The organism is Bartonella machadoae, from assembly GCF_022559585.1.
In the GTDB taxonomy this organism is placed as follows: domain Bacteria; phylum Pseudomonadota; class Alphaproteobacteria; order Rhizobiales; family Rhizobiaceae; genus Bartonella; species Bartonella machadoae.
In genome coordinates this window covers 358,542-381,126 of record NZ_CP087114.1, presented here as the reverse complement: position 1 = coordinate 381,126, position 22,585 = coordinate 358,542, and the positions used below count along the sequence as shown (strand labels likewise).

Here is a 22,585-nt window from a genome sequence, read left to right as displayed (position 1 = left end):
ACAAATAATTACAACCAGCTTCAAAAAACAGCCTTACCAATGAAGTACTATAAAGGGTCGCGTGCACAACGCAATAATGACACACCGATTCCCGCAAGCGTGTTTCACATATTGCATGTGCAGCCTATACGGAGTCTACCGCTCCTAAATAGAGGCATGCTTTTTCTAGTCATTTTTTTAAGTATTAAACTATTCCAATTTACCCAAATGACTCCTAATTGAAGTCCAATTATTTTAATAAACTCGTATTATTCAAAATAAATAATTAAGCAAGTTTGTAACCTATATTGTTATCTCCATAGAAGCAAAACAGCCTATATGGATGGTGAGAAGTATACTTCCTAGTACTTTACAAGTGCTTTTATAACACTCCTCCAGACCCAAACATAGGATTGCGTTTTATTAAATAACCTACGCGCATATAATTAAAAATAGAAACGATTAAGCTTGCACCAATCATGCCAAACCAATAGCCAATAAAGCCATATTCAAAAAAATGCGCCATGAGCACCCCCAAAAATAGGCCTACCCCCCAATAGCTTATTGTTACAACAATTGTTGACCAAAACGTATCAAGCAAGCCCACAAGTATACCATTGAGCACAACTCCTAAAGTGCCAAAAGCAAAAGACAATAAGATAAACGGAAGCAACTCCCAAGAAAAAACAACGACGCGATCTGAAGAAATATCAAAGATAGTTGTAAGAATAAATTCATAAAAGAGATAAACAACCCCTGATAAAAACAAGACGTAAGCTATAGCAAAAACTGTAACACTCATACGCAACTGCTTTAGAGCTATATTATTTCCATCTGCTCTATACCACGCTGCTATCGTCGCAGCTGCACTGGATATCCCCAAAGCTACCACAGAAATAAGCATATCGAGACGCATCCCAATCGTATGCGCAGCCAAAGCTTGAACCCCATAAGCTGTAATCATGAATACAATGACAGAAGGAAAGCCCTCCGCAATAAGAATACGTATACCAATGGGTAGCCCTATCCGCAGCAATGTTATTATTCGTGAAATTTCTAACTTTGGTCTCAAATAATTTAAGGAAAAGGAATGAAAAGCGGAATTGCGGGCCAGAATTATTGCCGCCGCAATAACAATCAAAACACGGATCAAACTACTCGCAATTCCAGCACCAAAGACACCCAATCCGCTTACAGGACCTATACCAAAAATAAGCGGCCAAGAGAGAAGAAAATTCACAAGGATAGCCGCAAGCATCACCCATGTTAAGGGCCTTGGATTACCGATCGCTGACAGTAATCCGCGGCTATTCACATAAAGATAAAAAAACACTACTCCTATAGCAGCGCCACTATTATATTCCTGCGCTATATTGGCAACTGCCTCATCTTGGCCGAAAAGACATAAAATACTCCTTGTATTGAATAAAATGATCGCACTCATTATTCCAATCAAAAGGGAAAGCCATATTCCTTGATCAAACCATGCCCTTAATGCATATTTATCTTGTCTGCGAAAGCTTTCCGCAAGTTTTGGTGCAACCGCGGTAATAATACCTAGCCCCAACAACATAACAAAACTAAACATACTCAGAGCCAACATTGTACCACTCAAGGCTTGAACGCCTAAATGTGCCACAAGTGCTGCATCTGTAAAGGAAATCGTCATCTGAGAGATAAACCCAACAGCCAGTGGCATGCCAAGAGATAGCAATTGCTTCATCACAACAAACATTGTGAGAGATCCTTCCATATTGAAGAATGTATTAAGTATTAAGCTCGGATTTTTTAAACAAAACTCATTAATTTTTTCCGTAAAGTTTTTCCATCGCAAGTCTTGCGTAAAGGATGCATAATGAGAACTCATTAAGCTAAGAGGAAATGTCCAATTTTTAAAGGAAAAACGCAATGCGCCTTTATTCGTTTTTTGGACTTCATGCCATGCGTTTTTTTGTACAACATTATGCCCCCAACCAACGACAATCATTGATACAATATAATATCCTTAGCAAGCGTTTGCTCGTCTTGCATATCCATTTTCAGTATTTTTAATAAAATTTCTTGGTACAAGACTTGATATGCTCCTCCTAAAAAACGAATTCTTGGCAACAAAGAACCACTTAAAAATATAAAAAATAAACTAGAGATTAGTCGTCCTGTTTGAAGATTTTGCACAATGGAATCAGTTTCAAAATTGATACGTAATCCAAAATGATCTGAATATAAAACGCCATCTCTTAACTGGGAGAGCGTACACATCCCTCAATCGATAGCCAAAATAGATCTGTGGCAGTGAGTATGAAATTTTTCCATAGTCCTTGTGATTCTAGTTAAAAAAATTCAACTAGTTTTGCTAATCACCCATCGTCCATAATACGTCGCATAAAACTAAACTGTTTCAATAATTCTATCGCATATAACGCAAAAAATGATTCTCGTAATGTGATAGTAGAAATATTATGGCCCTGTCTAAAGTGCTCGAATATGTATTCATTAAGATTATAAATATGCGTTACAATAGATCTTTTAGTATTTAGTAAATATTCTGGAAACACTGCTTTCAGAAATTGCCTACGCAGCCAAGATCAAACTTCTGGCGATAAAACAAACGTCATCTTGGTATTCACTAACACTTTTCCTAGCCAATTGTCGCCGAGGCATCTCAAAGATTCTATAGGGTTTATCATCCATTCGAAGCCAAGCTAGACCGCGACGAGCCTGTTCTTCTAGAGTTACAGTTGAACAAGTAAACATTCTATTGGTTACATTTCCCATAAGTTCGTGACCACGGGTCGAAAATACCATTGTAGAACTAAAATCACTATCAAACATCAAGCGATAATGAGGATCTGTCTGGATTACTGGATTCTGTAGAATTTCATCATGTGCTTGTTGTACCCTCTGTGATCCCCAGCGTTGTTTGACTTCAGAATATAGACATTCAGCCTGTTGACGCATTGCCAAGCTAAGAGTTTTCTTACCCACCTACGCCAATGAGACCATCACTATCCTCTTTTTGAATCGTAAAACAAAATGATTTACCATGAGCGATCAACCATCTGTTCAAAGTCCAGCTAGCTTAAACTTATAGCATTCTAAACCTTTAGGCTCGCTCTGCCCCCAAGGGGAGCATAATCAGATATATCACTTCCGTCACCTATTCACGCGCTGGAACAAAAAAATCTGAAACTATGAGGCAACGCTGCGTTTGTATACAGCATTGTTGTTAGGGATAAACTTCTATTGAGATAGTTCTGATGGGAGGAACCCACAGCTAATGATATAGGGATTAATTTGGATTCTTTCGAAATGTTATATATAAATTTAATGCTCCGCCCCACAACACACCACCAGTGAACCCACTTAAAAGACCAAAAAGAAGGTTAAAATCAAATGCATATTTCAAATCAGCTTTAACATGGAGAAAAGCAATCAATGTGAATTTAATAACAAAAGTGATAAGAATAAATAGCAGCGTCAACGGTGTACCAGGCCGAATAATTAAATCCGTTCCCTCTTTGATTTTTAAACGCGGAGTGGCACGCCAGAGCAACCAGCCAACGCCAACGCCGATCATCAGCCCCGCCAACATTGTGATTGCTCCCCAGAGCGGGAACGCCAACTTGTTAATCACATCGCTTCCGCCCAAAAAAAGAAAGATTAACGGCAATAGAAAAAGTCGGTTAACCTTCATTTCCCTATCTTTCAATGCGCTTATTCCCCTCGTAATGAGAAAGATAAGCAAAATCCAGACCCATAAAGGGGTTCCGGTCAGAATGTTCAACAATGACATATTATGCTCCATAGCGTTTGACTCGATAAAGATATAGCATGATGTTAGGAAGATATTTAGAAAAAAGAATACCTGCACAAATTAAACCGATAATGCCCCACCAAATATGGGGGATCCATGCAAAAAAAGCCGCTAGAAGACCATTGGCAAAAAAGATGATTACCCAAATCCATGGAATATATTTATTGATGAGATAAAATAGGATATGTTTGCGTTTTTCTTCAGAAACACCAGCATTGGCATAAAAAATGGTAAAGGGTTTCTTTACCAGCAAGCTCATCAATGAAACCAGAACAAGTGGCAGATAGCAAAAAACTGTGGGGTAGTTCAATAAAAGTGTAGACCATCCAGCGAAATAATTAACAAACAGGACAATAACTGTCAGAATGTTAGTCATCATCACGGGTTCTCCCTGTCGGACAATTTTAATATTCACAGCAATAATGGACAATAAAATCACAGTTAAGATGAAAGAGCGTTCGATCTGAGTTAAAACGTTTCCATTGATAACCTAGGAGTAAATACTCCACGGAATAAAAGAGATTATTATGTTAAACATGGTGCATCCTCCTTTTTATATTTGATAGAAAACTTACCGCAAATGCTTCGTTTTTTAGTTTTCGTATGAATAAAACACCACCTAGTTCATACTCTGTATCCTGTTTAATGGTCAACTGATAGGTATCTCCCAGAGAAACTGCTTCAATGAACTTTTCCATTCAAACTTAAACTTCTCAAAATCATTGTCGATATATTCACCGCATAGGTTTAAAAGCTGATCTATATCCAGCTTGTCCTCCCGAAAATATTGCGGAAAGGCGGCTTTTAACTTATCTATGTCTTGCTCTTGTGTACTTTGGCTCAAACCCTCTATCTTCTTCTCATCCGCTATAATCGTCATATCGGTACTCCCCTACGCTAGAATAAATATAAGATGCTATATTCTGCCGTAATGACAAATTTATGCATAATAAACAATGGGTTATATGCAACTTATTGTGTCTTCTCAATGAAGTTCGTCAGTTTATATCTTGTTTGCACCCATGAGGTGCATTCGAACTTCAGAAAATGCTATTTTTATAACAGCTTGAAAAACAAGGGGAAAATGAGTCGAGACCTTCTGCAACAAAGTCTCCGCTCTTTAGACAAATTAGCCATTTTTGGCAAAAAACGCATAAAATTACCCGCGCAAGGTCTTTGCTGCGTGATGGCTCAAAGGCAAAAAAGACCGATAACTGCGGCTTTTAACCACAGCAAAAATCGCACTAAATAAGAATTAGAAAAGCTGTAACAAGATAAATGGTACGGTTGGTGGGATTTGAACCTACGACCTCTGGTGCCACAAACCAGCGCTCTAACCAGCTGAGCTACAACCGCCTAAAAAATAAATATATCATAACTGTTTACTATTTCATAAACACTTATTCTCTGTCTGTGTGACATAAGGAAGATCAAAAGAGTTTGCAAGCCCCTTTAAAAAAATCTTGCATTTTTTATCAAAAAAAAATTCTCTACAAAGGAAGAGCACGCTTTGCCCAATGTTCAACACAGTGATCACGATAAGCTCTTATATTCTCAACCCCATCTTGTTGCATCAATTGCATAATCTCTTTCAGAATCGCTATAACAAGGTCAGGCCCTTCATAAATCATTCCACTGTATAACTGAACTAAATCTGCACCAGCTTTCACTTTTTCCAAAGCCGTTTGTGCATCCTTTACACCACCAACACCAATGATTGCCATCTCCTTACCTAATTTTTGACGCATTTTTGCAAGCACAATAGTAGAGCGTTCAAAAAGTGGACGCCCAGAAAGTCCTCCCTCCTCACCACTTAGTAGACTATTTTTGAGTCCTTGGCGTGAAAGAGTGGTATTGGAAACAATGAGACCATCAAAATCAGAAAGCTTCATCTCTTCAGCGATATCATCCAATTCTTTTTCTGATAAATCAGGGGCGATTTTTAAAAAAATAGGAACGGAAAATCCGTGCTTTTTCTTTTGTTCATTGCGCGCCTGTGAAATCGCTTCCATCAAGAAATGTAAGCTTTCACGAGCTTGTAAAGCACGTAAACCTGGTGTGTTAGGAGAGGAAATGTTAATCGTAAAATAATCAGAAACATCATAAAAATGGGCAACACCAGCGGTATAATCGTTAATCTTATCAACCGTATCCTTATTGGCACCAATATTGATTCCTACAATACCCCTCTTTTTATACGTTCGGAGTCTATCATATACAATTTTATGCCCATCATTGTTAAAACCCATTCTATTAATAATCGCTTCATCTTCTGTTAAGCGAAAAAGCCGCGGTTTAGGATTTCCCTCTTGAGGCTTTGGTGTAACGGTACCAATTTCAGTAAAACCAAATCCTAAGCGAAAAACAGCATCAACAACTTCTGCATTCTTATCAAAACCCGCAGCAAGACCGATAAAATTTTCAAATTTAAGACCTGCAATAGTCACACACAAACGCTTATCAACAACCTTTTGACAACTGCTTAATCCACTTTTTAACCCCATAATCGCTAAACGGTGCGCATGTTCTGGATCTAACATAAATAAAGCAGAACGACCAATACAACGAAAGAAACTCATCAATCCTTCTCCAAAATAAAACTCATCCGCTGCGCCTCACATAAATCTCTTAACACAAAAGATCACCAATAAAGAGAACACATCATCTTAATAAGAATGCCTCTCCTATAACAAGCAAATTTATTAATATCTTCGCCATTATGCTTATTTTTACGTACATTGAGCAAAAAAGAGTCTTTTGGTCTTTGAAAAAAATTTCTTACTCTCTCAAAATTGTTCAAACATTAAAATCTGTAAAAAAACAAAGATCTTGCAAAATAGATCTCTTTTTCAATATGTTGTCATAAAAAATTTATAACATTTTTATCAATCAAGAATGGTTTCCTCCTTCTGTTAAAAAAAGAGTTAAAACTTCTTTGCGAGAAACGCACCATCACTTTAAGCTCTATGAGATACTCTTAATTTTAAAGTCAAACAGAACCCATGCAATAGACTTTCTAACATGCCAGAATACTTTTGGACAAGAATTTTAATCTTTGTAAGATAATGCTTAGCAAGAAAATAAAAATCACTCTTTTCTTTTTTATCAAAAGCGGTAATTAAAATTATCATATGTCTTTATGTATGAAGGGGAAGACGCAATGCTTAAAGAATTTAAAGAATTTGCCCTAAAAGGTAATATGATTGATCTTGCCATCGGTGTGATTATCGGAGGAGCATTTGGTAGTTTAGTCAACTCAATTGTCAATGATATTTTTATGCCAATCATTGGACTTATTACAGGTGGAATCGACTTTTCGAACATGTTTATCCAACTTGCCGGTGAAAAACAAGCGACATTAAGTGCTGCTAAAGCAGCGGGAGCAACCATTAGCTACGGCAACTTTATTACTTTGCTGATCAATTTCCTTATTATCGCTTGGGTCCTTTTTCTGTTTGTTAAAGGCATGAATAAAATACGCCGAAAACAAGAAGAAGAAGAAAGTTCAAAAAAAATGTCTCTAGAAGAACAGCTTCTATCAGAAATCAGAGATCTTTTAGCCAAGAAAAAATGAATTTATTCATGAATCTCCTCATGGAACACAGGAAAAAACATTTCCACAGTTGTTCCATGATTGGGTTTTGAAAATAATAAAAATTGACCACCACTTTCTTCTACCATTGCCTTGCACATCGGAAGTCCTAAACCTGTTCCCATAAAGGCGCTATCACCAGAGCGTCCGTCTTTGCGCTTTACCTGACCATACGGTTGCAATGCTTGCATCATTTCTTCATCACTCATTCCTATACCGTTATCACTCACTGAAATCTTTACACGTTGTTTTTTTCCATAAGAAACGTGAACAATAATTTGCCCACCCGATGGGGTAAAACGAATGGCATTGGATAGAAGATTCCATATAATTTGCCGAAATGTCTGTTGTGATACACCAATAAATGGCACATGAATCGGAGCAGCAATACGCATGATAATGCCATTATGATTAGCCTGTGTTTCAAGAAAAGCCATACTCGTCCGTAAACATGCTATTACATCAAATGCTTCAGCTGTAAAAGGCGTCTTCTTCCGCTTATTTAAACCAGAATAATTTGCTTTTGAGCATTCAAGTAACTGATTAACCAGCGATAATATATGTTTTCCAGATGAGATAATATCGCACAAATATCCACGATAACGTTCATTGTCTATCGTACCAAAACGGCCATCTCTCATAATTTCGGCAAAACCAATAAGAGCATTTAAAGGCGTTCGCATTTCATGAACAATTCCAACCCTTTCATTCTCTTCTGTTTTTGTATCCACTGGTAGAATTGTTCGTACCAAATTATGCACTATAACAGCGTAATTGTCTTGCCGTGCCAAAGGTACAACCGTTATAGAGACCGTTATATTTTTCTGACTTTTCGTCACTAACTCAACTGTCTCTCCACGATTAAAAATCGGATCTTTTCCTTCCACACGGATTAATTTAAAATACTTCTCAATTAAAGATCGATTTTGCAAATTCAATAATGATGAGAATGGTTGTGCCTGTAATTCTTTGATCTCATAACCTGTCAATGTCAAAGCTGTTTTACTGACCGCCTGAATGAAACCCCGTCCATCTAACCAAAATATACCATCGGCCGCTGTATCCAGTAATGATAAAACAACTGCGGGCTCTTTTATAAGCGTTTGTTCTATAGTATTTTCCGTCAAAGCCTGCGTATTTGGCAAGAACTCTATCGCTTTTTTATCAAAAGGCGCACATTCTAAAGATAAATGTAATTCTCCACGCAATCGCTGTGCAATTTCATGAAAAGCTGAACGCTCTATCTCTGAAAGGCTTGATCTGTTTGCGTCTGAATCTTCATCTTTTTTCTCTTGTTCTTTTTCTTGCATCTTTAAAACACCAAAGCCATGAAATCTCTTAAGCGATATGCTTTCATCAAAAATTGGCACAGCAGATTATTCAACATTTAAACCATTCTGGATATCATCAACACTCCACTAAGCGTCCTATTTCCTCCAAAGTAAAGCGTCTTCAATAAAACTGCCTATATTTTAACACCATTCATCATTAAATCTCATGGTAAGCTTACCAAAACTAAATCAATAAAAGCCTACTTTTCAGGTCATCCTTTAGAAACAACCCTAAATGAAACATTTTCATCTGTTTTCCAAGTAAAACCGTTGTAGCAAACGTTTTGGCATAAAATAAAAAAGTTTCTTTTTACTCTTCAACTGATCTGCTGCTAATGCCATGTACAAAACCCAAAAATGACTGATTTTGTTTCTAAACGAATAACACCAATCTCTGTATACATATCTGCTATGTATAAAATGTTTTGACTGGTACCTTACTATCAACAGTCTGTAGCAGAATTTTGACCGTTTTACCAAGAAAAGAAAGAGGAGAAGAAACCTTCAAAACTATTGCATATTCATTAATTATTGCACGGACATTCTTTTCTTATCGAAGCTAGCGATAAGAGAAATCTCTTTCCAGAAAACTTCCAATAAAAAGACCTCAACTAATAATATAAGAGGGGATACAGAAATACGCCCCTAAACCATCCAATGCAATAAAACTTGCACTTCCCGTCTTCTTCACTCTCTTGTGAGACTTTATTTGATCTGAAAAACTTCTTTTCTTCATATCTGTAACAGAAAAAAGCTCAAAATATACCCTCTCTCAACAAAAGAATATTTCTATAATTAGAGAAACAACACAAAGCTCTCTCTCAATTATACGAAGTTTTTTTTAATTTCTTTATATTTCAGATAATCCAAAAATGTAAAAGATATTTTCATCCCTTCTTTGCATCATTTTCTCTTACATATCAGTAGCCTTCATACGAAATATTGCTTCTATTTTGTCACTTCTCATTCATATTTTAATATTTCGTCGTTTGCAAACAAGTACAAAACAACACGCACTTTCATAAAACAAAGCAAACACTAGCTCTTCAAATAACGATCATAAGATATTTTAAAAATCACGCATTTTGAAAAATGTCTTCCTTATTATTCTACTTAAGTAACTAGAATTTCACGTTTCCCAACATGGTTAGCAGCTCCAACAATACCTCTTTCTTCCATGCGTTCCACGAGAGAAGCAGCCTTATTATAACCGATTGCAAGACGACGTTGAATATAAGATGTCGAGCATTTTTTATCACGCATAACAATTTTCACAGCTTGCGTATAAAGTTCTTCACCATCTTCACCAAGGTTTTCTTCTCTCGAAATTCCAGAAACTGTATCAGCAGCTCCATCCTCTTTATTCTCATCTTCACCATCTGTTACTGTTGCTAAATATTCAGGTTTTCCTTGCCTTTTAAGATGTGCAACAATGGATTCAACTTCTTCGTCAGAAACAAAAGGACCATGAACACGGACAATACGCCCACCACCAGCCATATGAAGCATATCGCCTTGACCCAAAAGTGTTTCAGCACCTTGTTCTCCTAGAATTGTACGGCTATCTATTTTCGATGTTACCTGAAAAGAAATACGGGTAGGAAAATTTGCTTTAATCGTACCTGTGATAACATCAACAGAAGGACGCTGAGTGGCCATAATAAGGTGAATACCTGCGGCACGAGCCATTTGTGCTAAACGCTGAATGGCATTTTCAATTTCTTTCCCTGCTACCATCATGAGATCAGCCATCTCATCAACAATGACAACGATATAAGGCAGTTGTGTTAGATCCATTGCTTCTTCATGATAAAGCATTTCCCCACTTTCTTTATCAAAACCTGACTGTACAGTGCACATGATCGTTTCGCCTTTTTGTGCTGCAAGAGCAACGCGTGCATTAAAACCATCAATATTACGTACACCTAATTTAGCCATTTTACGATAACGCTCTTCCATTTCACGAACCGCCCATTTTAAAGCCGTTACAGCTTTTTGGGGATCTGTTACAACAGGTGTTAAAAGATGTGGAATACCATCATAAACAGAGAGTTCTAGCATTTTAGGATCAACCATGATCAAACGGCATTGTTTGGGAGTCATGCGATAAAGAATCGATAAAATCATTGTATTAATCGCAACAGATTTTCCCGATCCCGTTGTTCCCGCAACCAATAAATGAGGCATTTTTGCTAATTCTGCGATGACAGGTTCACCATTAATCCCCTTCCCCAAGGCAAGAGCAAGTTTAAACTGACTTTCACGAAAAGAGCTTGTTTGGATCAATTCCCGTAAATAAACAGTTTCACGAACTGCATTTGGCAACTCAATCCCAATTACATTGCGTCCAGGAATCACAGCAACACGTGTAGAAATAGCAGACATAGAACGTGCAATATCGTCAGAGAGATTAATAACCCGTGATGATTTCACGCCAGCGGCAGGTTCAAATTCATACATTGTCACCACTGGTCCTGGATGAACATGGATAACTTCACCCTTAATACCAAAATCTTCCAAAACACTTTCCAAGAGTCCAGCACCGCGCTCTAATGTTTCTTGCGATATCAGCCTCTCTTCATGCAAAACAGGTTCCTGTAATAAATTTATCGGAGGGAATTCATAAGTACCTTCATCAAAAGATTGCATGTTTGATGTAAAAGCAGAATCATAGTGGCATAATGATGCACGAGCAGATCGAAAAACTTGCCCTTTAAGTTGCATTATAGAAAAGTCTTTTGAATTTTTGGCAAGGCTTTCTGTTGTACAATCAACAATCTCATTGGCAACAATCTCATTGGTACTTTGTCTTTTTATAGGGGCTTCAATATTGTTTAACTTATCAGCAGAATCTTCAACCATAAGCTCGGAATGCCATTTTTGATTCTCTTTAGCAGTATCATTCTTTGCATGACTTAAATGAGAAATTTGTTCCATTTCCTGGATCTTTTCCGTTGGCAATTCTGATGTAATGGAATCGTAAAATTGTGGAAAACGGTATTCAAGAACACGGTAAAGAGCAGTAATAGAATCATCAAAAGTGGTAGTTGTATCGGGGATAATCTCATTACTGATACAATCAATGGGTATTGCATCCTCTCCTGAAATTTTAGCATCAACTTGTTCTAATATAAAGGATCCACACTCAAAAAATGCGTCATCAGAAAGATGAAAAACAGGCTTTATCTTTTGCACCATGTTTTCTACTTGTAATTTATGTTTTCCAGCGCTCTCCTCAAATGGTTTACAAACAGCTTGTTGTGACAATTCTTTCAAAACAGTTGCATGACAAACGGACGCTTTATTTGCTAACGATTGAGAATTAATAACCCTCTTTGTTGAGTGGGAATTTATTGTACCTTTATTGTGTACAATATTTGTAAGATTCTTTTGCTCTTTCTTCGGAACAAATTGAAACTGCTTGGCAAAAACGGGATCTGTTTCTATACGACGACGTAAAATCTCAACCTCTGGTGTTCGCGTAAAACGCACGTTTTTTCCGAGAGTGAATGCCTTTTTCCATACTTCCGGATAAGAAAATATTTTAGCAATCTTGGTAGATAAATCTTCTTCTGATGTGCTTTGTGTACTCTTACCAGAAGAAGAAAACGTCGAAAGAGATTTTGTTTTCAAATTATGCATGGTATCCAACAAACTTATAGAAATGGAAAAAATCGCTTTTTCAAAAAGAATGTATGAAGACTATACTATGAAGGTTAATAACCTTTTGCTAACTGTCATTTTTTAACAAAAAATAATGCCGTCATTTCTCGCATAGAGATTTTCTCCATCAATATTGGATAACATGTAAAATCATGATTTTATGCAGGCTATACGTCATTTTTCGTGAAAAAAACTCTATAATAAAAAATTACGAAAAATTGTCCGTACTTCTCTTTCAAGCCTCTTTCTAAGCACAATAATATAAACGGTTATTCTTATATGAGCTCTTTTAATTCTTCATGTTTAATTCTCCATGCCTTTTTGTCATACAATAAATCAATTGCTTATTTTTAATAAAATTATCCTTGTTATTCCGATTCAAAAAGGTTCAAATAGGGTAAAATTTAATAACATACAGAGAAATAAAGGGAGCTCATTATGTTTTATAAACAGAAATTTTATATCAATGGTCTATGGGACGATCCAAGCACTCCTCATGATTTCCATGTTATTGATCCATCAACAGAAGAAGCTTGTGCTGTTATTAGCCTTGGTAGCAAACAAGATGCTGATAAAGCAATCAATGCGGCTAAAATAGCTTTTCAAACTTGGCAAACAACTCAACCTAGTGAACGCCTTAAGTTCGTTGAAAAAATTTTAGAAATCTATGAAAAACGCTCAGAAGAGATGGCAAAAACCATTTCAATGGAAATGGGAGCACCGATTGATATGGCTCTCAATGCACAGACAGCAGCAGGCGCTTCCCATATTCGCAACTTTATCAAAGCTTACAAAGAGTTTTCATTTCAAGAGATTTTAGTAGAAGGAAATGAACAAGCAATTCTTCATTATGACCCTATCGGTGTTGTAGGATTGATTACTCCATGGAATTGGCCCATGAATCAAGTAACTCTTAAAGTTATCCCTGCTCTCTTAGCTGGCTGCACGATGGTGTTAAAACCCTCTGAAATTGCTCCTCTTTCTGCTATGCTCTTTGCTGAAATTTTAGATGAAGCTGCTTTGCCTGCCGGTGTTTTTAATTTAATCAATGGTGATGGTGCCAACGTTGGCTCTTACCTTTCTGCTCATCCAGAGCTAGAAATGATTAGTTTTACCGGATCTACGAGAGCAGGAAAAGATATTTCTAAAAATGCGAGCAATACTTTAAAACGGGTTTGTCTGGAACTTGGAGGTAAAGGAGCGAATATCGTCTTTGCCGATGCTGATACAGAGGCTGTTCAGCGTGGTGTACAACATTGCTTTTATAACAGTGGACAAAGTTGTAATGCACCAACGCGTATGCTTGTAGAACACACTCTCTATGAAAAAGCCATTCAAACAGCGAAAAATATTGCCGAACAAACAAAAGTGGGACCAAACCATCAAACAGGGAATCATATTGGTCCAGTCGTTTCAAAACAGCAATATGATAAAATTCAAGATCTTATCCAATCTGGAATTGATGAAGGGGCAACTCTTGTTGCAGGTGGCGTTGGTTTACCAGTGGGAATGGAACGCGGTTATTATGTACGTCCAACCGTTTTTGCCGATGTAAAACCTCATATGCGTATTTTTCAAGAAGAAATCTTTGGTCCAGTCCTCTCCATTATTCCCTTTAAAACAGAAGAAGAAGCCGTTGCTTTAGCTAATGATACAAAATATGGCCTTACAAATTATATACAATCACAAGATCGTAGCAAATGTCGCCGTATCGCAGCGCAAATACGGTCTGGTATGGTGGAAGTTAATGGATATGGATTACCGAGTGGTAGTTACTTTGGAGGCGTAAAATTTTCTGGACGTGCGCGTGAAGGCGGTCACTGGGGAATTAAAGAGTTTCTTGATACCAAAGCAATTTCATACTGGTAAAAGGGATATTACAACTTAATAGGAATTGTATGATAACACAGCGAATAACGGATGAGAGTGCTCTTGGGAAACGACTCGATCAGTGGCTTGCTCAACAATACCACGATACGTTGTCACGCTCACGTCTGCAAACTCTCATCCGTGAAGGCTATCTTAAAGTTGATGGTCAACTCATAAAGGAACCAAAAACAAAACTAAAACCTCATCAAATTATTGAATTCACAATGCCACTCCCCCGTGATGCAGAACCTAGCGGTGAAGCCATTGCATTAGACATTCTCTTTGAAGATGATCACGTTATTGTCATTAATAAGCCTGCTGGTCTTGTTGTTCATCCCAGCAATGGTCATTGGACCGGAACATTGGTGAATGCTCTTATCCATCACTGTGGGAATAGTTTATCTGGTATCGGCGGTGTTAAGCGCCCTGGTATTGTCCATCGTCTCGATAAAAATACCACTGGTGTCATGGTTGTCGCTAAAAATGACTTTGCTCACAAAAGCCTCAGTAGCCAATTTTCCGACCATGGACGTACCTGCGCATTAGATCGGCGTTATCACGCCTTGATTTGGGGGGCCCCTAGTCGTAATGTTTGGACAATTGATACACACCTTGGTCGTTCCCCCCATAATCGGATAAAACAAGCTGTTATCCATAACAAAAGCACTCATGCACGTCATGCTGTTACACATTTTTCTCTCCTTGAAAAATATCAAACCTGCATAGATACAACACCCTTTGCCAGTCTTCTGGAATGTCGTCTGGAAACTGGACGCACGCATCAAATTCGTGTTCATATGGCTTATATTGGGCATCCACTCATAGGTGATACCGTTTATGGAGGTGCTTTTAAAACAAAATCAAATACGCTTAATCCCACTCTTAAAAATGTAATCGATCAATTTAACCGACAAGCACTTCACGCAGCGAGCCTTACTTTTGAACATCCCACGACAGGTCAAATTATGTCTTTTTCTTCACCACTTCCTCAAGATATGGCTGAACTTATTAAGAATTTTAAAAAATAAATTGAAACTTTTAACCTGTTCAGGATTTCACAATTAGAATATCAGAAACTCTTTTTGAATAAAATGAAAAATTATGCTAGTACAAAGTGAGAGGGATGTTTATAATATCTACAAATGGAATTTGCCTTATCAGGGAATTCATACAAAAGGAGGGTGCTCTATGGCCCACGTGAATCTACTATCCATAACGACAGGTGACGGAGGATTAAATCGTTACCTAGAAGAAGTACGGCGTTTTCCAATGCTTGAGCCCAAAGAAGAATATATGCTGGCTCAGCGTTATCGTGAACATAATGATCTCAAAGCTGCACATAGGCTGGTCACCAGTCATTTGCGTCTCGTAGCCAAAATCGCAATGAGTTATCGGGGCTATGGGTTGCCTATTGGGGAGGTTATTTCAGAAGGCAATATTGGCCTTATGCAGGCTGTTAAACGTTTCGATCCTGAACGTGGTTTCCGCCTTGCAACCTATGCAATATGGTGGATTAAAGCGTCAATCCAAGAATATGTATTGCGATCTTGGAGTTTGGTGAAAATGGGGACAACCGCTAATCAAAAGCGTCTGTTTTTCAATCTTCGTAAATTAAAGAGTAGACTCCAAGCACTTGACAGTGGTGATCTTAATGCAGAACACGTAAAAGAAATTGCAACAAAATTGAATGTCACAGAAGATGAAGTTATTTCAATGAATCGCCGACTTGGCGGTGATACTTCACTCAATGCGCCTCTTCGCACAAAAGAAGGTGAAAATGGTGAATGGCAAGATTGGTTGGTCGATGACTCCAATAATCAGGAACAGATGTTACTAGAACAAAGTGAATTGGAAAATCGTCGTTCTATGCTCGTAAATGCTATGGATAATCTCAATGAACGTGAAAAGCGTATATTCAAAGCACGTCGTTTAAACGAGAAACCTTTAACATTAGAAGAACTCTCTAATGAATTTAATATTAGTCGAGAACGTGTAAGACAAATTGAAATGCGTGCATTTGAAAAAGTACAAAATTCTATCAAAGCTTCTGTCTTATCCCAGAATCAAATAGAGAGCCTTTAAAATTAAATATAAATCCAATTTATTTGTGTATTCTTAAAAAGGGGCAACAAGAATTTGCTTGCCCCATATTTTTTAAATTGAAACACAAAACCCTTTTTATGGAAGAAAGCCTCAGCATAGCATTTTGTCTTCCAATGCATTGATGTTTTATTTTTCCGGATCAGGAATTGTTCGCTTATCTTGTTGTGTAAGCCATTGTCCAATGACTTCATTAAAAATAGACTTTCCTATTTGTCCTTTTGTAAAGGTTAATTCGCTTATACGTCCATTTTTATCAGTTAACACCACACGTACCCAATCCAATTCTCGCATTAATTGTAAATTTCGCTCAAGAAATGGTTGATTGCCGCTTAAAGCAACAAGAAAGAGATTATCGTCAATCTTTGCAGCAATAGCTCTTGTGAGTGCCTGTCCAATGGATTGCTCACTTGCTTTAAAAGTAAACGCTTGAACTTTGCTTATCGCTTGACCTGAAAATTTATCAGAAGAAATAAAAATAAGATCCATAATGTATGCAGCAGGAAAAGATATATCGGTATTACGACGTAAAATTAATCGTAATGATAACCCTTCATCTGGAATTGTTATATCGCCTTGTATAGCCGATTCCTCTCCCCCCTCCTTCTCACGCGCTTCCTTTATAAGTGTCCAATGAGTACTCCCTGTCGCCACTTTTTCTGCTTCGTAATTTGTCCGCGCTTGATAAAAAATAGCTTCACCTCGTTTTTCAAACGGTTGCAAACTACTGGAAACAACTGTTGAAGTTCCTTCTTTATGCGATAAATCTGCTGTTTGATTTAAGCCAACATCAACTTCTCTCCCATCCTCTAATAAACGTTTCGTTAACTTTTGGTTAACTGAAAATGCCTTTGGTAACGGATGAGAAACTTGCTGATTTTCTTCAGTCAACAGATGATCATCTAAGACAAACATACGGACACTAACGAAATAGAGACCAATCGTTAAGATGACAAGACTAGCAACAACAGCAGTCGTTATCACAATACGTTTTTGCATTGACGACCGATTCGCACGACGCAAAGCCTGAGAAAAAATATGTGAAACAATGTACGGATTATCTTCTTTCGAAACAGAAGCTAAAGGAGAAGCTTTTAATATATTGTCGTCAATACACTGAGAAGCTGAATACCCCTCCATATTGACAGGTTCTGCATCTGGAGTAACTGATAAATAAGATTTATCAAGTGCTTTGTTGTCTCTTGAACTTGTAACAACATCTTGCCTTTGTTCTGTTTTCATCTCTGAAAACGTGTTATCTTGCTGTAAAATAGAACAGTTTTGTGTGTACTTATCAACTTTAGCACTCTTTGTAGGATTCCATCCCATAACTGAAGAAAGTAAGTTCTTTTCAAGAGCTAAATATTCCTCTTCAACAGTTGCAATAGCACTTTGTAAACTCTTCCTTTGTCCATCTGCTATTGCTTGGGGTACTTTTGCTGTTACAAACTGATGTTCTAATGTTTCGATAGCCCGCTTATAAATCCGCTTACGCACTTGTAGTGTAACATTACTTTGCGCATTGATTGCCCTTTTTAAGATTCCAACGAAATCTACCATATCCTCTATAATCTTTCTCAAACTGAGAAAAAATCTCAGCTCTCAGGCCAAAAATACCTTTATTTTAGCCTTTTCAATTGATTGCCATTTACATGATATAACACTCATAATAGTCTAAAATGAATATGAAAAATAAACAATGCTCTTCTGTACCTTTCTCTCATTCATTCTCAAGCCTTTCTTTATAAAAAAGCACAGAGAAAAATCTAGACCCGATACAGAAATTTCAAAATAATAATTAATTTGCAAAAGGATCCGTAATCAGGATGGTATCTTCACGTTCAGGGCTAGTGGATAATAAAGCCACGCGTGTATTGGTCAATTTTTCAATATAGCGTATATATTTGACAGCCTGAACCGGTAAATCTTCCCATCTTAACGCATGCGCTGTTGCGTCCTTCCAACCTTCTAACGTTTCATAAATGGGCTTCACACGCGCTTGCGCGCCCATAGAAGAGGGTAAATAATCAATTCTTTTACCATCAAGCTCATAACCAACACAGATTTTAATTTCTTCCAAACCATCTAAAACATCCAGTTTTGTCAGTGCTATTCCTTGAACACCACAAATCGTTACCATTTGACGTACTAAGACTGCATCAAACCAACCACATCGACGTTTTCGCCCCGTTACAACGCCAAATTCATGCCCACGCATTCCTAAGAATTCGCCAATATCATTTATTTGCTCTGTCGGAAATGGTCCTTCTCCAACACGTGTTGTATAAGCTTTTGCAATACCCAAAACATAATGAATCGCGCAAGGTCCCATACCCGAACCGGTACATGCCTGCCCTGCAACTGTATTGGATGATGTCACATAAGGATAAGTCCCAAAATCATTATCTAATAAAGCACCTTGTGCACCTTCAAAGAGAATATGTTTTCCCATCCGATAGTTTTCATCTAAAAGGTGCCACGTACAATCCATAAAGGGTAAAATTTCATCCGCTACTTGCATCAACTCATCATAAAGTGCTTGAGAATCAATCTCTGCAACCCCCATCCCTCGACGCAAAGCATTATGATGGCGCAAAAGTCGTTCGATTTTAGCCATAAGCGTATCCGCTTCTGCTAAATCCATCACGCGGATAGCACGACGCCCCACCTTATCCTCATAAGCTGGACCAATACCACGCCTTGTTGTACCAATTTTTAAACCCGATAAACCACTTTCACGAATTGCATCCAAATCACGATGCAAAGAAAGAATTAAGGGAGCATTTTCAGCAATACGTAAAATATCCGGTGTAATTTTCACCCCTTGCTCACGTAGTTTTTTTAATTCTGCTACAAAATGATGGGGATCAACAACAACCCCATTACCAATAATGGATAACTTTCCACGAACTAAACCAGATGGTAAAAGCGATAATTTATAACTAACTCTATCAACAACCAATGTGTGACCTGCATTATGCCCCCCCTGATATCTTACCACAACATCTGCACGCTCAGATAACCAATCTACAATTTTTCCTTTGCCTTCATCACCCCATTGTGTACCAACAACTACTACATTGGTCATAATTTTCTCCGTCGTGTTTTGTCAAATAAAATCAGCATTCAAAAACAAACGCTTCTTTATAACGAAACCTTAGAGCAAGTGCGACTCTTCATTTTAGCTTTTTCCAATCTTGGTTATTAAATTTTCAAATTCATGATAATCAATAAAAAAATATCAAAATATATCTTCATTTTAAATTTGTCATTTTCCCGTAAAGATAGAAACATTCGGAGTTTTTGATTGTTCTCTTAGCCAACATCTGAAAATCATTCATACTCCTCTCATAATCTTTGATAATCTATGTGGCACTTATAGTTTATTATCTCATACAAGAATACGAGAGATCATCATCTCTCGTATTCTTCTTTTGGGAAAAAACACGTTATAAAAATTGCTAATCGTTAGTTAAAGACGCGCTTTTTCGACCTGAAATGCCCATTCAAGCCATTGTGTTAAAACTTCTAGATCGGAAGCCTCAATTGTTATACCTGTCCAAATCCGAAATCCTGGAGGCGCGTCTCGATAAGATCCAATATCATAAGCTGCCCCTTCCTCATCAAGACGATTCACTACTGCTTTTATAAAAGATACCCGCTCTTCAGTACTTAAAGAAGTAATCACTGGGTCAACAATATCTAAACAAATAGATGTATTAGAACGTACTTGAGGGTCTTTTGCCAAATAATCTAACCACGGTGTTTTGCGAACAAAATCATCGAGTACAGCAAAATTTTTCTCAACACGCGCCATTAATGCCTGCAAACCACCCTGCGCCTTTGCCCACCTCAATCCATCAAGAAAATCCTCAACACAAAGCAGAGAAGGCGTATTGATGGTTACTCCTCTAAAAATATTTTCAGTTAACTTTCCATCTTTTGTCATACAGAAAATTTGCGGCATTGGCCAAGATGGCACATAACTCTCAAGTCGTTCAACAGCACGAGGACTTAAAATCAACATACCATGAGCGGCCTCTCCTCCGAGAACTTTTTGCCATGAAAAAGTAACAACATCTAATTTTGAAAAATCAAGATTTTGCGCAAAAGCTGCTGATGTTGCATCACAAATTGTTAGCCCTGCTCTCTTGTCTGGAATGAAATCGGCATTAGGAATACGTACACCTGAAGTCGTTCCGTTCCATGTAAAAACAACATCACGATCAAAGTCAATTTGTGTTAAGTCTGGTAGTTCACCATAAGGCGCTTCAAAAAGACGCACATCAGTAAGCTTTAATTGCTCAACAACATCTGCAATCCACCCCGACCCGAAACTTTCCCACGCTGCCATATCAACGCCGCGCTCCCCTAAGAGAGACCATAGAGACATTTCAACAGCACCGGTATCTGAAGCCGGCACAATTCCTATACGATAATCAGAAGGAACTTCAAGAATCTCACGTGTTAAATCAACAATTTCAGCAAGTTTTAATTCTGCTTCTCTAGATCGATGTGAACGCCCAACCAATGCATTTTTAAGAACTTCAACAGTCCAGCCAGGCCGTTTACTACAAGGACCTGAAGAAAAATTAGGATTATTCGGACGACAATTTGGTTTTTGAAACATTATCATTATTTCTCCCCTTTCAGATGGCTTGCCTTTCTTTAAAGAAAAGCTAATTATTATAAAGACTGTGCCAATAAGTCCCCTTAAACAGAAGTTTAAAATATTCCCTATTTATTTCATCAACTTAAAATACGTGGAAATCTTGTAAAAAATATCACTCTCAATTATCCTTCAAGGTTTTTTCTTAAAAAAGATCTCCTCACGCTTTCATCACGATAAGATAACATTCTGATGAGAACACACTAACGTATCATAATATACCTATCAAGTTGATTTTACAAAAAGAGCCATTATAATTGCTAGAATACGGAAATAAACTTATAAAAAATCAATTATTTTTTTTTGATGGCTAGACAGAGAAAATTTTAATGTTATAACCGCACATGTTTTGTGAAATGTGCCCAGATAGCTCAGTTGGTAGAGCAGCGGACTGAAAATCCGCGTGTCCGTGGTTCGATTCCGCGTCTGGGCACCACCTTTTATCTTTAACATATTGAAATATATAATCTTTTTATTTTAAAAACTGATTTCAGACCACCTTTTAGACCACCTTCTACAGTTTATACAACTTTACCTAATTTGTTATTATTTGCTCCTTATTTTTCTTCGGGGTAAAGGCTAAGATCTCTTTTTTTCTCCATCTCACCGCTCTCCCTAGCTTATAAGGCTCAGGAAACACCCCTTGAATCACCCAATTGCGAATCGTTGTGGTTGATACGCTAAAAAGTTGTGCACATTCGCGTGTTGTCACATATCTATCACCATCATCAAATATCATCTCATTACCTTTCACTCTTTTATTATATAAATGGGCGGGGGTGCTGGGAGGAGAGAGCACCCCCATAGGGTTAAGCAGCTTTTGTCAAGATCTGCTCCATGTCTTGCTCTATTTCTGCTAAAAAGACCTCGACTGCTTTAGTAATCTGTTCAATTTGTTCATCATCACGGTGGATGCGTTTGACTTTCATCCTCAAACCAGTAGATCTGCCTACAAATTGTGGATTATAGCTAATGAAATGACTCCATTTGCGTCCTGTACAAGCCATTTGGAATTGCATCTGCGCTATATATTCAGGTTTAATCTCGTCATACATAAAAAAACGAAGATGCGTCGTTGACTGTGGACATTTGACTTCAACTAAACCGTCTTCTCCAATCAAGCCATCAGGACTAGCCCCTGCCGTCTCTATGGTAGGATGTGGTATAAAACCGCATTTTATGACATCGGCATCATAAATGAATTCATATTCTTTCAGGGCGTCCTCTTCATGTTCAATACCCCATTGCATAGATGGTGTTATATAAGATTGGCTTATTTCCCCTGTTAAGCGTTCTGTCATGAGTTTGATTTTGTAGTCTTCGTATTTGCTTGTCGGCAATCCTTTGGCTGTTCTACTGAAGACATTGTAAACATTAGACGCGGTAACTTTCCCTAATCTTGCTTGAAACCATTGTGCAGATCTTTGGTCCATATCACGCACCTAATCTTTGTTGTGCTTCAAAAGCTTGACGGTTTTGTTTCTTATACAAATTATTCAGGACGGTTTGCGCTTGTTCAAAAGTCATTTCGGAAATGCTATTTACGTTTACAGAAGCCAACATTTTTG

At 37.6% G+C, this 22,585-nt stretch carries 19 protein-coding genes and 2 tRNA genes; 6 read left to right on the top strand and 15 right to left on the bottom strand.

Annotation, left to right across the window (positions count from 1 at the left end; genetic code table 11):
• Positions 1-361 precede the first annotated feature (361 nt).
• Positions 362-1,714, bottom strand: a complete 1,353-nt coding sequence (locus LNM86_RS01920; protein ID WP_241438206.1) for an MATE family efflux transporter — start codon at positions 1,712-1,714, stop codon at positions 362-364.
• A 173-nt stretch (positions 1,715-1,887) separates the two neighbouring features.
• On the opposite strand from LNM86_RS01920, the gene LNM86_RS01915 reads away from it, so the two are divergent.
• Positions 1,888-2,031, top strand: a complete 144-nt coding sequence (locus LNM86_RS01915; RefSeq protein ID WP_241438205.1) for a hypothetical protein — start codon at positions 1,888-1,890, stop codon at positions 2,029-2,031.
• Between the two features lie 519 nt (positions 2,032-2,550).
• Here LNM86_RS01915 and LNM86_RS01910 read toward each other — a convergent pair.
• From LNM86_RS01910 to LNM86_RS01885, 6 genes are all read right to left on the bottom strand, one after another.
• Positions 2,551-2,964 carry a hypothetical protein gene (locus tag LNM86_RS01910; RefSeq protein WP_241438204.1) on the bottom strand — a complete coding sequence of 138 codons (414 nt, stop codon included), beginning with the start codon at positions 2,962-2,964 and terminating at the stop codon, positions 2,551-2,553.
• A 304-nt stretch (positions 2,965-3,268) separates the two neighbouring features.
• Positions 3,269-3,673: a hypothetical protein gene (locus LNM86_RS01905; protein ID WP_241438203.1), complete on the bottom strand. Its 405-nt coding sequence runs from the start codon at positions 3,671-3,673 to the stop codon at positions 3,269-3,271.
• A gap of 100 nt (positions 3,674-3,773) precedes the next feature.
• On the bottom strand, positions 3,774-4,172 hold the full coding sequence (locus tag LNM86_RS01900) for a hypothetical protein (protein WP_241438202.1): 399 nt from the start codon (positions 4,170-4,172) through the stop codon (positions 3,774-3,776).
• Positions 4,173-4,442: 270 nt separating this feature from the next.
• The gene (locus LNM86_RS01895; protein WP_241438201.1) at positions 4,443-4,673 is read right to left on the bottom strand and encodes a hypothetical protein; all 231 of its coding nucleotides are present in this window, start codon (positions 4,671-4,673) and stop codon (positions 4,443-4,445) included.
• A 399-nt stretch (positions 4,674-5,072) separates the two neighbouring features.
• Positions 5,073-5,149 (bottom strand) — tRNA-His (locus LNM86_RS01890).
• 134 nt (positions 5,150-5,283) lie between these two features.
• Positions 5,284-6,372 (bottom strand): quinone-dependent dihydroorotate dehydrogenase, encoded by a 1,089-nt coding sequence (locus LNM86_RS01885; RefSeq protein ID WP_241438200.1) that lies wholly within the window; start codon positions 6,370-6,372, stop codon positions 5,284-5,286.
• A 581-nt stretch (positions 6,373-6,953) separates the two neighbouring features.
• Here LNM86_RS01885 and mscL point away from each other — a divergent pair.
• Entirely contained in the window at positions 6,954-7,367 is a 414-nt protein-coding gene (gene mscL, locus LNM86_RS01880; protein WP_241438199.1) for a large conductance mechanosensitive channel protein MscL, read from the top strand.
• A gap of 2 nt (positions 7,368-7,369) precedes the next feature.
• Here mscL and LNM86_RS01875 read toward each other — a convergent pair whose 3' ends face one another.
• Together LNM86_RS01875 and LNM86_RS01870 are read right to left on the bottom strand one after the other, a co-directional pair.
• Entirely contained in the window at positions 7,370-8,695 is a 1,326-nt protein-coding gene (locus LNM86_RS01875) for a sensor histidine kinase (protein WP_241438198.1), read from the bottom strand.
• A 1,134-nt stretch (positions 8,696-9,829) separates the two neighbouring features.
• Positions 9,830-12,358 carry a DNA translocase FtsK gene (locus LNM86_RS01870; protein WP_241438197.1) on the bottom strand — a complete coding sequence of 843 codons (2,529 nt, stop codon included), beginning with the start codon at positions 12,356-12,358 and terminating at the stop codon, positions 9,830-9,832.
• A 459-nt stretch (positions 12,359-12,817) separates the two neighbouring features.
• Between LNM86_RS01870 and LNM86_RS01865 the strand changes: the two genes are divergently transcribed.
• The 3 genes from LNM86_RS01865 (at position 12,818) to rpoH (ending at position 16,330) form a co-directional block, all read left to right on the top strand.
• Entirely contained in the window at positions 12,818-14,248 is a 1,431-nt protein-coding gene (locus tag LNM86_RS01865) for an aldehyde dehydrogenase family protein (protein WP_241438196.1), read from the top strand.
• 29 nt (positions 14,249-14,277) lie between these two features.
• The gene (locus tag LNM86_RS01860) at positions 14,278-15,276 is read left to right on the top strand and encodes an RluA family pseudouridine synthase (protein WP_241438195.1); all 999 of its coding nucleotides are present in this window, start codon (positions 14,278-14,280) and stop codon (positions 15,274-15,276) included.
• A gap of 160 nt (positions 15,277-15,436) precedes the next feature.
• A complete protein-coding gene (rpoH, locus tag LNM86_RS01855; RefSeq protein ID WP_241438194.1) occupies positions 15,437-16,330 on the top strand; it encodes an RNA polymerase sigma factor RpoH in 894 nt (297 codons plus the stop codon).
• Positions 16,331-16,477: 147 nt separating this feature from the next.
• On the opposite strand, the gene LNM86_RS01850 is transcribed toward rpoH, so the two are convergent.
• From LNM86_RS01850 to LNM86_RS01840, 3 genes are all read right to left on the bottom strand, one after another.
• On the bottom strand, positions 16,478-17,908 hold the full coding sequence (locus tag LNM86_RS01850; protein WP_241438193.1) for a hypothetical protein: 1,431 nt from the start codon (positions 17,906-17,908) through the stop codon (positions 16,478-16,480).
• Positions 17,909-18,146: 238 nt separating this feature from the next.
• Complete coding sequence (locus LNM86_RS01845; RefSeq protein ID WP_241438192.1) at positions 18,147-19,436, bottom strand: adenylosuccinate synthase; 1,290 nt, start codon at positions 19,434-19,436, stop codon at positions 18,147-18,149.
• Between the two features lie 384 nt (positions 19,437-19,820).
• Positions 19,821-20,984, bottom strand: a complete 1,164-nt coding sequence (locus tag LNM86_RS01840; RefSeq protein WP_241438191.1) for a phosphoserine transaminase — start codon at positions 20,982-20,984, stop codon at positions 19,821-19,823.
• A gap of 393 nt (positions 20,985-21,377) precedes the next feature.
• Between LNM86_RS01840 and LNM86_RS01835 the strand changes: the two genes are divergently transcribed.
• A tRNA-Phe gene (locus LNM86_RS01835) sits at positions 21,378-21,453 on the top strand.
• Positions 21,454-21,552: 99 nt separating this feature from the next.
• Here the strand turns inward: LNM86_RS01835 and LNM86_RS01830 are convergent.
• The 3 genes from LNM86_RS01830 to LNM86_RS12730 form a co-directional block, all read right to left on the bottom strand.
• Positions 21,553-21,756: a helix-turn-helix transcriptional regulator gene (locus tag LNM86_RS01830; protein WP_241438190.1), complete on the bottom strand. Its 204-nt coding sequence runs from the start codon at positions 21,754-21,756 to the stop codon at positions 21,553-21,555.
• 70 nt (positions 21,757-21,826) lie between these two features.
• Positions 21,827-22,450, bottom strand: coding sequence for a lambda exonuclease family protein (locus LNM86_RS01825; RefSeq protein WP_241438189.1), 624 nt, complete (start codon positions 22,448-22,450; stop codon positions 21,827-21,829).
• A gap of 1 nt (position 22,451) precedes the next feature.
• Positions 22,452-22,580 (bottom strand): hypothetical protein, encoded by a 129-nt coding sequence (locus LNM86_RS12730; RefSeq protein ID WP_256460916.1) that lies wholly within the window; start codon positions 22,578-22,580, stop codon positions 22,452-22,454.
• Between the last annotated feature and the right edge of the window lie 5 nt (positions 22,581-22,585).

Coding starts and splice junctions, on each gene's coding strand:
- LNM86_RS01920 (WP_241438206.1), bottom strand. CDS start 1,714: ATGTTTGTTGTGATGAAGCAATTGCTATCTCTTGGCATGCCACTGGCT.
- LNM86_RS01915 (WP_241438205.1), top strand. CDS start 1,888: ATGCGCCTTTATTCGTTTTTTGGACTTCATGCCATGCGTTTTTTTGTA.
- LNM86_RS01905 (WP_241438203.1), bottom strand. CDS start 3,673: ATGAAGGTTAACCGACTTTTTCTATTGCCGTTAATCTTTCTTTTTTTG.
- LNM86_RS01900 (WP_241438202.1), bottom strand. CDS start 4,172: ATGATGACTAACATTCTGACAGTTATTGTCCTGTTTGTTAATTATTTC.
- LNM86_RS01895 (WP_241438201.1), bottom strand. CDS start 4,673: ATGACGATTATAGCGGATGAGAAGAAGATAGAGGGTTTGAGCCAAAGT.
- LNM86_RS01885 (WP_241438200.1), bottom strand. CDS start 6,372: ATGAGTTTCTTTCGTTGTATTGGTCGTTCTGCTTTATTTATGTTAGAT.
- mscL (WP_241438199.1), top strand. CDS start 6,954: ATGCTTAAAGAATTTAAAGAATTTGCCCTAAAAGGTAATATGATTGAT.
- LNM86_RS01875 (WP_241438198.1), bottom strand. CDS start 8,695: ATGCAAGAAAAAGAACAAGAGAAAAAAGATGAAGATTCAGACGCAAAC.
- LNM86_RS01870 (WP_241438197.1), bottom strand. CDS start 12,358: ATGCATAATTTGAAAACAAAATCTCTTTCGACGTTTTCTTCTTCTGGT.
- LNM86_RS01865 (WP_241438196.1), top strand. CDS start 12,818: ATGTTTTATAAACAGAAATTTTATATCAATGGTCTATGGGACGATCCA.
- LNM86_RS01860 (WP_241438195.1), top strand. CDS start 14,278: ATGATAACACAGCGAATAACGGATGAGAGTGCTCTTGGGAAACGACTC.
- rpoH (WP_241438194.1), top strand. CDS start 15,437: ATGGCCCACGTGAATCTACTATCCATAACGACAGGTGACGGAGGATTA.
- LNM86_RS01850 (WP_241438193.1), bottom strand. CDS start 17,908: ATGGTAGATTTCGTTGGAATCTTAAAAAGGGCAATCAATGCGCAAAGT.
- LNM86_RS01845 (WP_241438192.1), bottom strand. CDS start 19,436: ATGACCAATGTAGTAGTTGTTGGTACACAATGGGGTGATGAAGGCAAA.
- LNM86_RS01840 (WP_241438191.1), bottom strand. CDS start 20,984: ATGATAATGTTTCAAAAACCAAATTGTCGTCCGAATAATCCTAATTTT.
- LNM86_RS01830 (WP_241438190.1), bottom strand. CDS start 21,756: ATGATATTTGATGATGGTGATAGATATGTGACAACACGCGAATGTGCA.
- LNM86_RS01825 (WP_241438189.1), bottom strand. CDS start 22,450: ATGGACCAAAGATCTGCACAATGGTTTCAAGCAAGATTAGGGAAAGTT.
- LNM86_RS12730 (WP_256460916.1), bottom strand. CDS start 22,580: ATGTTGGCTTCTGTAAACGTAAATAGCATTTCCGAAATGACTTTTGAA.